Below are 14,033 nucleotides of genomic sequence, written 5' to 3' on the forward strand. Positions count from 1 at the left end.
GGAACTGGCTGAGCTGAAGCGGTCCTCCGACCATTGCGACCCCATGCGGCGGACCGTAGGTAGTCGAAGAGGCAGTCGAAGCGCTTCGATGTTGCTGTGAGGTTAAGTGAACACCCAAGGGTGCACAAGGGTCGTCTCCAAGATTCCTCCGAGGTATGGGAGGTGACCTTTTCTCATGCACCGCTTGAAGTGACGGTGTTGATCTCTTGACACCCGACCCGGTGTCGAATGAGCATCGAAGCGCTTCGAAAGCGTTGCGCCGCTCCATCGCAAGGGGATCCCCACGTGACCGCACACACGCCGCACACGCCGCCATTTCGCGATCCGCACCTGCCGTTCGCGAAGCGCATCGACGATCTGCTGTCGCGGCTGACGCTCGACGAGAAGGTCGGGTTCCTGCACCAGTTCGCCCCCGCCGTCGAGCGGCTCGGCATCGCCGGGTTCCGCACCGGCCAGGAGGCGCTGCACGGTGTCGCGTGGATGGGCCAGGCGACGGTGTTCCCGCAGGCGGTGGGCCTGGGCGCGACCTGGAACACCGACCTCGTACACCGCGTCGGCGAGGCGGTGTCCAAGGAGACCCGCGCGATGCGCGCCCGCGACGAGCGTGTCGGCCTCAACGTCTGGTCGCCGACGGTCAACCTGCTCCGGCATCCGCTGTGGGGCCGTAACGAGGAGGGCTACTCGGAGGACCCGAAGCTCACCTCCGCCATCGCCACCGCCTACACCCAGGGTCTGCGCGGCAGCCACCCGACGTACTGGCGCACGGCCCCGGTCCTCAAGCACTGGCTGGCCCACAACAACGAGACGGACCGGGCCACCGCGTCGAGCTCGGTCCGCCCGCGCGTGCTGCACGAGTACGACCTGCGCGCCTTCCGCGAGACGGTCGAGGCGGGCGCGGTGGCCGGTGTGATGCCGGCGTACAACCTGGTCAACGGCCGCCCGAACCACGTCTCCCCGTATCTGCGCGAGCACCTGCGCGCCTGGACCGAGGAGGAGCTGCTGGTCTGCTCCGACGCGGGCGCGCCCTCCAACCTGGTCGACCACGAGCATTACTTCGACACCCACGAGGAGGCGACGGCGGCCTCGCTCGTGGCCGGCGTCGACAGCTTCACCGACCACGGCACGGACGGCTCGCAGATCGTGCAGCGGGTCCAAGGCGCCCTGGAGCAGGGCCTGTTGACCGAGGCCGACATCGACACGGCCGTCCGCCGCCAGCTCTCGGTCCGCTTCCGGCTCGGCGAGTTCGACCCGCTCTACGACCCGTACGCGGAGACCAAGGACTTCGACACCCCGGCGCACCGCGCGCTCGCCCAGGAGGCGGCCGAGCAGGCGATCGTCCTGCTCAAGAACGAGGGCGTGCTGCCGCTCGCCCCCGACACCCGCCTCGCCGTGGTCGGTCTGCTCGCCGACGAGTGCAAGCTCGACTGGTACAGCGGCACGCTCATCCACCGCTCCACTCCTCTGGAGGGCCTGTACGAGCGGTTCGGCGCCGAGCGCGTGGAGTTCGCGGAGGGCGTGGACCGGGTCCGGCTGAAGACCTCCACGGGTACGTTCCTCCACGTGCAGGAGGCCTCGGAGGCTTCCGACGAGGTACGCGGCGCGGAGGGCGCGCTGGACCCGGCGTTGCTCGCGGGCCGCACGGATCTCCCCCCGCTCACCACCGACCCGACCGGCACCGAGTTCGCGCTGATCGACTGGGGCGCGGGCGTTCTCACGCTCCGCGCCCCCGACGGCCGCTACCTCTCCGTCGCCGAGGACGGATACCTCCGTGCCTCCGCCGACCAGCCCGGAGGCTGGGTCGTCCAGGAGACCTTCCGCCTGGAACCGCATGGGAAGGGACACCTCCTCAGGCACATCGGTACGGGTCGCCATGTCTCTGTCGCCGCCGACGGAGTAAAGGTTGCCGACGAGAATCCGGAAATCTTCGACCTGATCATCGTCGAACGCGGCGAGGACGCAGTGACCCGGGTCACGGCACAGGCGGACGTGGTCCTGGTGGTGGCGGGCAACGACCCGCATATCAACGGCCGCGAGACCGAGGACCGTACGACGCTCCGCCTGCCCCCGCACCAGGAGCGCCTGCTGCGCGCGGCCCGCGCCGCGAACGCGAACACGGTGCTGGCGCTGGTCTCGGCCTACCCGTACGCGGTGGACACCGCCGCCCTCCCTGCCGTGCTCTGGGCGTCCCACGGCGGCCAGGCGGCCGGCACCGCCCTGGCCCGCGTCCTGGCCGGCGACGTCTCCCCCGCGGGCCGCCTCCCGCAGACCTGGTACGCCGACGACGCCGACCTGCCCGGCCTCCTCGACTACGACGTCATCGGCGGCCGCCAGACATACCTCTACTTCGAGGGCACGCCGCTGTTCCCGTTCGGACACGGGCTGTCGTACGCGTCCTTCTCCTACGGCGACCTGACGACCCGTGAGGAGGACGGGACCCTGCACGTGTCGTTCACTCTCACGAACACCGGTGACGTCACGGCCGCCGAGGTCGCCCAGCTCTACACGCGCGCGGTGGACCCGGCACTCCCGCGCCCGCGCCGCGAGCTGGTGGCACACCGGCGCGTGACACTCGCGCCGGGCGCTCGGGAAGAGCTGTCCTTCGAAGTCCCGCTGCGCGCCTTCGAGTTCTGGGACGTGACGCGGGGCGGATGGCGCCTGGAGCCGGGCCCCTACGACGTACTCGTCGGCGCCTCCAGCGAGGACATCCGCCTGCGTACGACGGTGCTGCTCGACGGCGAGCCCGCGGCCCCGCGTGCCGTGCTCCAACGGGGCCTGGACGCGGCCGACTTCGACGAGCAGAACGGCATCGAGATCGTCGACCGTACGAAGACGTCGGGCGACGCGGTGACGGCGGCGGACGGCAGGGCCGGTGAACTGGTCTACCGGGACTGCGACTTCGGGGACGGCGTCACGGAGGTGGCGGTGTCCGTGGCCGGGGAGGGCGTGGTCGAGCTGTCGCTCGACGGGGGTGCGGTGCTCGCCGCCCTGACCTCGGAGGTGGGGGAGCCGGAGTCCGGGCCCTACGACTACACCACTCTCGACGCCGGGATCGTCGCGGAGGGCGTGCACGACGTGCACCTGAGGCTGCGGGGCCCGTTGCGGCTCGCGCACGTCGGCTTCTCCGGTTGAGGGTCCGGAGGAGTTGACACAGAGAAGGGGTCCGGCACCGGAAGGCATCGGTGCCGGGCCCCTTCTTCGACGAGCCTATATGAAAATGGTTCCCATGAGCTAGAGGGCGAGGCCGGTCAGGACCAGCACCCGCTCGTACGTGTAGTCCTCCATCGCGAACCGCACGCCCTCGCGGCCCACACCGGACTGCTTGGCGCCGCCGTACGGCATCTGGTCGGCGCGGTAGGAGGGCACGTCGCCGATGACGACGCCGCCGACCTCGAGCGCGCGGTGGGCACGGAAGGCGACCTGGAGGTCGTGGGTGAACACGCCTGCCTGGAGGCCGTACTTGGAGGAGTTGACGGCGGCGAAGGCCTCGGCCTCGCCGTCCACCTTCTGCACGGTGAGGACGGGTCCGAAGACCTCCTCGCAGGAGATCGTCGTGTCGGCCGGTACGTCGGTGAGGACGGTCGGCGCGTAGGAGGCGCCGTCGCGGTCGCCGCCGGTGAGCAGGGTGGCGCCGGCCTCGACCGCCTCCTTCACCCACGCCTCGACGCGCCGGGCGGCGTCCTCGCTGACCAGCGGGCCGACGTCGGTCTTGTCGTCGCCCGGGTCACCGGTGACCTGGGCCTCGACGGCGGCGACGACGCGGGGCAGCAGGCGGTCGTACACGGAGGCGTCCGCGATGACCCGCTGCACGGAGATGCAGGACTGGCCGCCCTGGTAGTTGGAGAAGGTGGCGATGCGGGTGGCGGCCCAGTCGAGGTCCTCGTCGGAGGCGTAGTCGCCGAGGACGACCGCGGCGCCGTTGCCGCCCAGCTCCAGGGTGCAGTGCTTGCGGGGCACCGAGTCCATGATCGCGTAGCCGACATTCTCGGAACCGGTGAAGGAGATGACGGGGAGCCGCTCGTCCTGGACGAGGGCGGGCATCCGGTCGTTCGGGACGGGGAGGATGCTCCAGGAGCCGGCGGGCAGGTCGGTCTCGGCGAGGAGTTCGCCGATGATCAGCCCGGAGAGCGGGGTGGCCGGGGCCGGCTTCAGGATGATCGGCGCGCCGGCCGCGATCGCCGGGGCGATCTTGTGGGCGCAGAGGTTGAGGGGGAAGTTGAAGGGCGCGATGCCGAGGACGACGCCCTTCGGGAAGCGGCGGGTGAGGGCGAGCCGGCCCTGGCCGCCGGCGTCGGTGTCGAGGCGCTGCGCCTCACCGCCGTTGAACCTCCGCGCTTCCTCGGCCGCGAACCGGAACACGGAGACGGCGCGGCCGACTTCCCCGCGGGCCCACTTGATCGGCTTGCCGTTCTCGGCGGAGATCAGCTGGGCGATCTCCTCGGTGCGCTCGGTGAGCCTGCGGCTGACGTGGTCGAGGGCGGCGGCGCGGAGGTGGGCGGGGGTGGCGGCGAAGTCCTCGCGGACGGCGTGCGCGGCGGCGACCGCCTCTTCGATCTGCGCGTCGGTCGGTACGGCGGCCTTTCCGACGAGACGTCCGTCCCACGGGGAGGTGACGTCGAAGGTGTCCTCGCCGGTGGCCTGACGGCCGGCGAGCCAGAAGGCGTGGGTGGAAGTCATGTGCCCACGGTAGGGCGGGGGTGAGTGGGGAGTGTTTGTCCGGGGTGTAGTGGTGGGGGTGGGGGGTGCGACGGTTTGGCGGGGTCGGTTTCCTCGCCCCCGCCGCCCCTACCCGTCCCGTCCTCCAGGGGCTGCCGCCCCTTCGACCCTGCTCCCAGGGGGCTCTGCCCCCTGGACCCCCGCTCCTCAAACGCCGGAGGGGCTGAGTTTTTCAGCCCGTCCGGCGTTTGAGGACGAGGCCGTTCAGGCCGAAGCGGGGGTCTGGGGGCGCCAGCCCCCAGGGACGGGAAGGGGCGGCGGGGGCAAGGAAAACCCCGCGTTGCCTACTCCGCCGACGTCGCCTTCAGCGCCAGCCACAGCTCCATCCGCGCATCCGGATCGTCCAGCGACCGCCCGAGGATCTCCTCGACCCGCCGCATCCGGTACCGCAGCGTGTGCCGATGGACCCCCAGGTCCGCGGCCGCCGCGTCCCACTGCCCGTGCCGCGACAACCACGCCCGCAGCGAGGCGACCAAATCCCCCCGCCCGGTCGCGTCATGCTCATACAAGGGCCGCAGCAACCCGTCCGCAAACGCCTTCACCGCATCATCCGCGAGCAGCGGCACCACAGACCCCGCCGCCAACTGCTCGTGCTCCACGTACACCCGCCCCCGCCGCCGGGCGACGGACAACGCCTGCTCGGCCTGCTTGTAGGCCGCCCCCGCGGCGACCGGCCCCACCGGCGCCGACACCCCCACGATCAGCTCGTCCTCGTCACCACCGGCCGCCTGCTCCCCGGCCCTGGCCGCCTCCAGGCCGGCCGCGTACTCCCCGCACGCCCCCACCGCGGCCCCGCCGTCCACGGCCAGCACCACCAGCCGCTCCCCCTCCGGTACGACCAGCACGGCCTCCCCCGCCCGCACCGCCGCGGACTCCACGACCTCGGCGAGCGCGCCGAGCGGATCACCGTTCGCACCGGACACGGCGACGATCAACCGGAAGGGCGCGTCCAGCAGACCGCCGTACAGATGACCGGCGACCGCGCGGGCATGGTCCGGCTCCCCGGCGAGCAGCATCCGCAGCACCGCCGCCCCGATCCGCTGCTCGGCGGCGTGCAGGGACCGCGAGCGTTCCGTGGTGAGGGTCAGCAGCGCGATGGCCGAGTGGACGGCGTACCGCTCGGCCGTGCCCAGCGCCGCAGCCGTGCCCACCGCGAGCGCGGCCCGGGGCCGCCGCCCGGTGCCCAGGGAATGGAGCTCGACGCGGTCCTCGTTGTCGGGGGCGGCAACCACGGAGGAGGCGGGGGCGGGCCGTTCCCGCAGCCGTTCCACGTCGGCGATGATCCGCGCGGCCCGGCGGCCGGCCCACTCCGGTGCGGTGGCGACGACGGCGCCCGAGGCGTCGTAGAGCGCCGCCCATCCGTCGACCTGGGCGGCGAGGGCGCCCAGCAGCCCCTCGGGGCCGTCCGTCAGCGCCTGCTTCGTCAGCTCGCGCTGGGCGGCGAAGCCCGCCGTCACGGCCTGGTACTGATCCGCCGCGATCTCGGCGGACACGACCTTGCTGACGGCGAGGAAGGGCGTACGCCGCGGCACCTCCAGCAAAGGAAGACCCGCTTCCTCCGCCGCATCGACGAGCGCCTTCGGGATCTCCTCGTAGTTGACCCCGACGGCGAAGCCGAGCCCGACCACGCCCGCGCCCACCAGCCGCTTCACATACCGCCGCATCGCCTCCGGATCCTCCGCGTCCAGCTTCAGCGCGGTGATCAGCAGCAGCTCCCCGCCCTCCATGTAGGGCACGGGGTCGGCGAGCTCACTGACGTGCGCCCAGCGGACGGGCACGTCCAGGCGGTCCCCGCCCGCCCGCACGGTCAGCTTGAGCGTGGAGTGGTGGACGAGCTTGGCGAGCGTGGGAGGCATGAGGCCTTCAGGTAGGCGTGACAGACATGTGTGACCGTTGTGATCTTTTGGCCGCAACGTATGAACGACCTGTGTCGATTCTGCCTCACCGTACGGTCCTCCGCGTGCCCCCGCGTCACCTCAACCCCGCAGGTCCACCAGCAGCGGCGGCGCGTGCTCCCCCTTCACGTTCGTCAGCGACAGCACCGCGTGCCCGGCCGGCACCCCGTGCGCCAGCTCGGACGCCGACCACCGCTCCCGCTCGACCTGACGTACGGTCACCGCCCGCGCGGTCGGCGCCTTGCCCGTGATCACCCGCCGCACCGCGTGCAGGGCCTTGCCGGCCGGGGTCTCGGCGATGATCTGCCGGTCGGTGACGTCCCGCGCCTCGATCCACTCCTTGCCCCACACCTCGGCGAAGTCCTGCCCGTCCCACGGCGTGATCCCGGACAGCGCCATCCGGCAGCCGGTGGCCCCGAGCAGCGGCCCGCGCAACGGCCTCGGTACGTCGTCCAGGGAGCGCAGCGTCAGCACGACCCCCGCGTTCCCCGACCGCAGCCGCTGGATGCCGCGCACGGCCTCGGGGGTCACCACACCCGTCCCGTCGTCCAGCACCAGACAGGCGAACAGCGACCGGTCCTCGCGCACCGCCACGCTCGCCGAGAACTGGGCGAGCACCAGCCGCGCCAGCATCCGAGAGGCGTCCGCGTGCCCGCGCTGGGGCAGATCGACGCGCACCCGGACCGGGTGGTCCAGGGCCTTCAGCGAGAAGGGGCGCGACTGTCCGGACGTATCGAAGAATCCCGCGAACGCCGGGCGGTCCAGCAGTGCGACACGGTCCGCGAGCACGCCGCCCACATCGCCAGGGTTGCCCAACTGCCGTTCCCGTGCGTCCAGTTCGCGCAGCAGCGACTCCTGTCCGGCGTCCTCGAGGCCCTTGCGCAGCGCGGCCAGCGGCGCGGGCGCGCCGTCGAGCAGCTGCCGCAGCTCCGGTACGGAGGGGAAGCGGCCGTGGACCGCGCGGAACGGTCCGAGCAGCTGGGCGAGGACGGTGGTGGAGCGGCGGGTGTCCCCGCCCTGGTGCGGTTCGGCGAGGTCTCCGACGAGGGCCTCGGCGAGCACGGCCGCCGCCTCGTCAGGGTCGTTCGTCCCGCCGTACAGGTCGAGGTCGTACACCGATTCGGGATTCCCGATCTGTACGACGACGTCGTAGGAGTCGGCCGCACCGAGCCCCGCGCCCGCCGCGCCGACCACGACCACGGCGGCGCGCCCGGCGAGCGCGTGCAGGCACAGCGACTCGGCGAGCGGCCGCATCAGGGTGCCGGTCTTGCCGGAGCCGGCCGGGCCGACGGCGAGCAGGGAGGTGCCGAGCAGATCGGGGCCGAGGCCCAGGCCGGCGCCCCGGTAGGCGTACGGGTTGCGGGCGTCGTCGGCCGTGGTGCCCAGGCGCACCTGGCCGGTCATCAGGTCGTGCCGGGCCAGCCGGGTGGGCAGGTCGCGCGCGCCGGACGGGTGCAGACAGGCGGCGGAGCCGTCCTTGAGTACGGCCCCCGTGAAAGTGGCGAGGCTGTGCCGACCTGTGCGGACGCCCTGCCAGGCGCGGGCGATCCGGGCCTGGTCGACGTCCCGCATCAGCCCGGCCCGGGCCTCGGCGGCGAGCCGCTCAGCGGCGTCGGCGGCACCGGCGGCCCGCAGCTGGGGCCATTCGGCGGGGTCCTGTTCGGGGGCGACGGGCCGCTCCGGCACGGGGACGGCACGGCGCCAGGCGGGGGGGCCGTAGCGGCGCCAGACCTCGCTCCAGCGGCCGAGGCGGCCGACGACGAGCATGATCGCGAAGGCGATCAGCGTGTAGTAGCCGTACCAGAGGACGGCGTTGCCGATGCGGTCGTCGCTGTGGCGCCAGGAGTCCGGGGTGAAGAGCTCCAGGGGGAGCACCCACCAGCCGCCGAGGTAGCCGTTCCACAGCAGCGACCAGATCAGCCAGCCGACGAGGAACGCGATCACCGCACCGCTCAGCAGCTGCCGCGTGGGGATCTGCTCCGGCTCCACCTCCGGCCGCGGCTTGTGCCCGAACCGCCACACCCCCGGCGCCGCCTCCGGCCGGGGCGCCCGCAGCCAGGTGAGGAACGCCGACCCGTCCGGCATCGGCGGCACACCCGGTGCCGCGGAGGGCCGCGGGGGCATCGCCGGCATCCGAGGGGGTCCCGCCGGACGTGGCACAGGGTTCGCATGCGTACCCCGCGCGTCCTGCGTCCCGTCGCTGTCCATCGCCCTCGCCCCTTGACCAGCCGTTCCGTCCACCATCAGCGGTCAATCTAACGCGCTCGCAAGGGGAGTTCACCGCTTACGTGGCCGACCTCGGCGTCACCGCCATGTCCACCACGGACAACCGGACCCCCCCGACACTGCCCACATGGAGCATGCCCACCCCCCACTCCCCGTCCTAGCCTGCGAGAAAAGACTGGAAGAACGTCTGCGAAGCCCCCGTCCGCAACACCCCCAGGAGCCCCTCATGAGCGCACTTCCGCAGGAGCGCCGCATCGTCACCGCCATCCCCGGCCCCAAGTCGCAGGAGCTGCAGGCCCGCCGCCTCGCCGCGGTCGCTCAGGGCGTGGGCTCCGTGCTGCCCGTGTTCACCGCGCGCGCGGGCGGCGGCATCATCGAGGACGTCGACGGCAACCGTCTGATCGACTTCGGCTCCGGCATCGCGGTGACCTCGGTGGGCGCCTCCGCCGAGGCCGTCGTACGCCGTGCTTCGGCACAGCTCGCCGACTTCACCCACACCTGTTTCATGGTCACGCCGTACGAGGGCTACGTGGAGGTCGCCGAGGCCCTCGCCGAGCTCACGCCGGGTGACCACGCCAAGAAGTCGGCCCTGTTCAACAGCGGTGCCGAGGCCGTCGAGAACGCCGTCAAGATCGCCCGTGCGTACACCAAGCGCCAGGCCGTCGTCGTCTTCGACCACGGCTACCACGGCCGTACGAACCTCACGATGGCGCTGACCTCGAAGAACATGCCGTACAAGCACGGCTTCGGCCCGTTCGCGCCCGAGGTCTACCGCGTGCCGGTCGCCTACGGCTACCGCTGGCCGACCGGTCCGGAGAACGCGGGCCCCGAGGCCGCCGCGCAGGCCATCGACCAGATCACCAAGCAGGTCGGCCCGGACAACGTGGCCGCGATCATCATCGAGCCGGTGCTCGGCGAGGGCGGCTTCATCGAGCCGGCGAAGGGCTTCCTGCCCGCTCTGAGCAAGTTCGCCGAGGACAACGGCATCGTGTTCGTCGCGGACGAGATCCAGTCCGGCTTCTGCCGTACCGGCCAGTGGTTCGCGTGTGAGGACGAGGGCATCGTCCCCGACCTGATCACGACGGCGAAGGGCATCGCCGGTGGCCTCCCGCTCGCCGCCGTGACCGGCCGCGCGGAGATCATGGACGCCGCGCACGCGGGCGGCCTGGGCGGCACCTACGGCGGCAACCCGGTCGCGTGTGCGGGTGCGCTCGGCTCGATCGAGACGATGAAGGAGCTCGACCTCAACGCCAGGGCCAAGGCGATCGAGGCGACGATGAAGTCCCGACTGTCCGCGATGGCCGAAAAGTTCGACATCATCGGCGATGTCCGCGGCCGTGGCGCGATGATCGCCATGGAGCTGGTCAAGGACCGCGCGACCAAGGAGCCGAACCCGGAGGCGACCGCCGCGCTCGCCAAGGCGTGCCACCAGGAGGGCCTGCTGGTCCTGACCTGTGGCACCTACGGCAACGTGCTGCGCTTCCTGCCGCCGCTCGTCATCGGCGAGGACCTGTTGAACGAAGGCCTCGACATCATCGAGCAGGCCTTCGCCCGCATCTGACGTCACAGGGGAAACGCAGCAGGTCGGAAGCGGACTCACACCTTCCACACCAGTCGCCCCAGCTCTGACATCCCTCGGGATTCCGGGGCTGGGGTGGCGAGCGTCAGAGGGTGTGAAGAAGGTGTGCGAGGTGGTTGTGAGGATGCGATTCCGCCTGTCGTACGCCGCCGCCCTGCCGTAGGTTCTACCCAGATGAGAGATACACCCCGCCCACAGGGGACTGTGGGCGACATCAGGCCGGGGCCTCCCCAGCTTCGACCTGGTCGTGCCCTCGCGCACACAACCGGAGCTTCCGGCTCTGGATCTCCTCACCGATCGGACAGTCGCCCGCCCCAAACCCCCCGGGGCGCGCGACCATCCGATCTGATCGGCCGCCTCGGAACCACCCCCCCTGTTCCGGGGCGGCCGGCCTTCCTCTTCCTTCTTCTCGGCTTTCCGGCCCTCCTCTTCGCCCTGATCACCTGGCAGGTCGTCGAGGACGGGCCGTTTTTGCGTGTCGACGAACGGGTCAGCCGCGCCCTGGTCCACCCGGACCGCGCCTCCGAACTCCTCGCCGACCTGGGCAATATCCAGATCGCGGTACCGATCCTGGCCATGGTCCTGGTCTACGTCGCCTGGCGCGCCCGCCGCATTGGTACAGACCGCTGGTGGCTCCCGTCCCTTGCGGCGGCTCTCCTGATGGCACTGCTCCCCGCGCTGATCGTGCCTCTCAAGGAACTCACCGCACGTCACGGCACCTCCGTCATGCCGCCCGGCGTCGGCTACTACCCCTCGGGCCACACCGCCACGGCCGCCATCGCCTACGGCGGCGCGACCCTGCTCCTGCTCCCCTGGCTCCGCACCGCCTGGACCCGCCGCACGCTCGTCCTCACCTACGCCGCCCTCGTCCTCGGCGTCTCCTTCGGCCTGGTCCGCCGCGGCTACCACTGGCCCCTGGACGTCGTGGCCAGCTGGTGCCTGTGCACGGACCTGCTCCTCTGCCTGTGGCTGTTCCTGGCCCGAAAGCGCCCGTCTCCTCGCTAGGCGGGGTTTGCCCCACCCCGTGCCCGGGACCCGCGTCGCGCGATCGGCTTCTCCACGGGAACACCGGAAACCGGAGGGGCAGTTGAAGGCTCGGATCGGATACGGGGCGTGGGTCGTCGGCACGCTGCGCTTCTTCCTGGCACACGGGATCGTCCAGTCCTCGTGGGCGACGCCGTACAACTGGGCCCGGAACAACACCAGCGACCTCGGCAACGCCCACTGCACGGACGGGCCATGTCGGTCTGCTGCTCACGGGTATCGGGCTCGCGGACTGGGTTCCGGGCCCGCTGCGGCGGGTGACCTGCCTCCTGGGGATGGTGGCGATCACTGGTTCCGGGCTCTTCCTCGCACACCGTTACCTCGGACTCGGCATGGGGGAATGGAGCGGGTGGGGGCGTTCCCTCTCCTCGTGTGGACGTTCGCTGTCGGTGTCATCGGCTGCTGCCTCCCGGCCGGACCACGTCGGTCGCACGGGCGACCGACGAGAGGTCGGGTGGAGGACGTGTACGGCAGCGCCCCTAAAGGGGCGCGGGGCTGTGTCGATATGCGGCTCCGCCGCGGGGCGCGACCAGCCACGTCGGCGCCGCGGACGAACGACGGCACACCGTGGTACTTCCAGCGGCGCCTAGTCGTCCCCCTCCGTGAGCCCCGCGGCAGCCTCATGCATCGCCAGTTCCAGAAGGGCCGGGTCGGTGAGGGTGCCGGAGCCGTCCGGGGGGACCAGCCAGCGGACTCCGCCGGTGGAGCGGCCGGGGTACGGCACCACGATCCAGGTGCCGGCGCCGGCCGTACGGATGCCGGTGCCGAGCCAGCGGGCCGCGGTGCCCGGCGGTACGAAGAAACCCATCCGCGCGTCGCCGAAGTCGACGAGCACCGGGCCGGGTTGGTCGAGGATGCGGGTCAGGACGTCCAGCGTCGGATAGCCGAGCTCGCCGGGCAGGATCAGTACGTCCCAGGCCTTGCCGGCAGGAAGCAGCGCGACCCCTAGGGGGTTGCGCTCCCACTCCCACCGGCAGGCCTCGGGGTTCGGTGCGACGGATGCCAGCCATTCGACCGCCGTCTTCGCCCCAGTCATGAGGGGACCTCCCTTTTCTCTTGTGAACGCGGTTGCGTCACGAGAGAGAGGGAGGTCCCCTGGCCTGCATTACGCGGGTTCTCGGCCCTCGTTGGAGTGAACTGGATCACATTGCTCAGCTGTCGAAGCCGAGCCCCAGCTTGTCCATCGTCTTCAACCACAGGTTGCGCCGCCCGCCGTGCGCGTCCGCGCGGGCCAGCGACCACTTGGTGAGCGCGATGCCGGTCCAGGCGAAGGGCTCCGGCGGGAAGGGCAGCGGCTTCTTGCGGACCATCTCGAGCGAGGTGCGCTCGGTGGTCTCCCCCGCCAGCAGGTCCAGCATCACGTCCGCGCCGAAGCGGGTCGCGCCGACACCGAGGCCCGTGTAGCCCGCCGCGTACGCCACCTTGCCGTGGTGGGCGGTGCCGTAGAACGCCGAGAAACGCGAACAGGTGTCGATCGCGCCGCCCCACGCGTGCGTGAAGCGCATGCCCTCCAGTTGCGGGAAGCAGGTGAAGAAGTGCCCGGCGAGCTTGGCGTACGTCTCCGGGCGGTCGTCGTACTCGGCGCGCACCCGGCCGCCGTACGGGTAGATCGCGTCGTAGCCGCCCCAGAGGATGCGGTTGTCGGCGGACAGGCGGAAGTAGTGGAACTGGTTGGCGCTGTCCCCGAGGCCCTGGCGGTTCTTCCAGCCGATCGACGCCAGTTGGTCGGCGGTGAGCGGCTCGGTCATGAGCGCGTAGTCGTAGACCGGGACGGTGTAGGCGCGGACGCGCTTGACCAGGCTCGGGAAGATGTTCGTGCCGAGCGCGACCTTGCGGGCGCGGATCGAGCCGTACGGAGTGCGTACGGCCATGCCGGCGCCGTACGGCTTCAAGGCGAGCGCGGGCGTGTGCTCGTGGACGCGGACGCCGAGGCGGATGCAGGCCCGCTTCAGGTTCCAGGCGAGCTTGGCGGGGTTGAGCATGGCCACGCCCCGGCGGTCGTGGAGGCCGGCCAGGAATGTCGGTGAGTCGACTTGTTCCCGTACCGCTTCGGCGTCGAGGAACTCGGTGCCGTCGGCGAGGCCGCTGCGCTCCATCTCGGCGTACCAGTCGCGGAGTTCGGCCGCCTGGTGCGGTTCGGTGGCGACGTCGATCTCGCCGGTGCGCTCGAAGTCGCAGTCGAGATCGTGCCGGGCGACCGCCTGCTCGATCTCGTCGAGGTTGCGGGCGCCCAGCTCCTCCAGTTTGTGGATCTCGTCCGGCCAGCGGGTCAGACCGTTGGCCAGACCGTGGGTGATCGAGGCGGCGCAGAAACCGCCGTTGCGGCCCGAGGCGGCCCAGCCCACCTCGCGGCCTTCCAGCAGAACCACGTCCCGCTGCGGGTCGCGCTCTTTCGCGTTGAGCGCGGTCCACAGTCCGCTGTAGCCACCGCCGACGACGAGCAGATCGCAGGTCTCGGCGCCGGTGAGGGCGGGCTCGGGGTGGGGCTTGCCGGGGTCGTCCAGCCAGTACGGGACCGGCTGGGCTTCGGAAAGAGACTTGGTCCACCTGCTCATGGCGCTTGGGGCCATGATTTC

At 71.5% G+C, this 14,033-nt stretch carries 8 protein-coding genes; 3 read left to right on the forward strand and 5 right to left on the reverse strand.

Annotation, left to right across the window (positions count from 1 at the left end; all coding sequences use genetic code 11):
- Positions 1 to 285 precede the first annotated feature (285 nt).
- Complete coding sequence (locus tag IG08_RS0116870) at positions 286 to 3,129, forward strand: glycoside hydrolase family 3 C-terminal domain-containing protein (protein ID WP_030602292.1); 2,844 nt, start codon at positions 286 to 288, stop codon at positions 3,127 to 3,129.
- Between the two features lie 99 nt (positions 3,130 to 3,228).
- Here IG08_RS0116870 and IG08_RS0116875 read toward each other — a convergent pair whose 3' ends face one another.
- The 3 genes from IG08_RS0116875 to IG08_RS0116885 all read right to left on the reverse strand — a co-directional run bounded on the left by IG08_RS0116875 (position 3,229) and on the right by IG08_RS0116885 (position 8,816).
- Complete coding sequence (locus IG08_RS0116875) at positions 3,229 to 4,674, reverse strand: aldehyde dehydrogenase family protein (protein ID WP_030602295.1); 1,446 nt, start codon at positions 4,672 to 4,674, stop codon at positions 3,229 to 3,231.
- Positions 4,675 to 4,997: 323 nt separating this feature from the next.
- Positions 4,998 to 6,569, reverse strand: a complete 1,572-nt coding sequence (locus tag IG08_RS0116880; protein WP_030602299.1) for a PucR family transcriptional regulator — start codon at positions 6,567 to 6,569, stop codon at positions 4,998 to 5,000.
- A gap of 120 nt (positions 6,570 to 6,689) precedes the next feature.
- On the reverse strand, positions 6,690 to 8,816 hold the full coding sequence (locus IG08_RS0116885) for an ATP-binding protein (RefSeq protein WP_030602303.1): 2,127 nt from the start codon (positions 8,814 to 8,816) through the stop codon (positions 6,690 to 6,692).
- 244 nt (positions 8,817 to 9,060) lie between these two features.
- On the opposite strand from IG08_RS0116885, the gene gabT reads away from it, so the two are divergent.
- Both gabT and IG08_RS54235 read left to right on the forward strand, forming a co-directional pair.
- The gene (gene gabT / locus IG08_RS0116895; protein WP_030602306.1) at positions 9,061 to 10,395 is read left to right on the forward strand and encodes a 4-aminobutyrate--2-oxoglutarate transaminase; all 1,335 of its coding nucleotides are present in this window, start codon (positions 9,061 to 9,063) and stop codon (positions 10,393 to 10,395) included.
- A gap of 222 nt (positions 10,396 to 10,617) precedes the next feature.
- Complete coding sequence (locus tag IG08_RS54235) at positions 10,618 to 11,418, forward strand: phosphatase PAP2 family protein (protein ID WP_030602309.1); 801 nt, start codon at positions 10,618 to 10,620, stop codon at positions 11,416 to 11,418.
- A gap of 625 nt (positions 11,419 to 12,043) precedes the next feature.
- On the opposite strand, the gene IG08_RS0116905 is transcribed toward IG08_RS54235, so the two are convergent.
- Positions 12,044 to 12,493, reverse strand: a complete 450-nt coding sequence (locus IG08_RS0116905; protein ID WP_030602313.1) for a hypothetical protein — start codon at positions 12,491 to 12,493, stop codon at positions 12,044 to 12,046.
- 115 nt (positions 12,494 to 12,608) lie between these two features.
- Positions 12,609 to 14,027, reverse strand: coding sequence for an NAD(P)/FAD-dependent oxidoreductase (locus tag IG08_RS0116910; protein ID WP_030602316.1), 1,419 nt, complete (start codon positions 14,025 to 14,027; stop codon positions 12,609 to 12,611).
- Positions 14,028 to 14,033 lie beyond the last annotated feature (6 nt).

Origin of the sequence: Streptomyces fulvoviolaceus (assembly GCF_000718165.1) — a bacterium.
Classification (GTDB): Bacteria; Actinomycetota; Actinomycetes; order Streptomycetales; family Streptomycetaceae; genus Streptomyces; species Streptomyces fulvoviolaceus.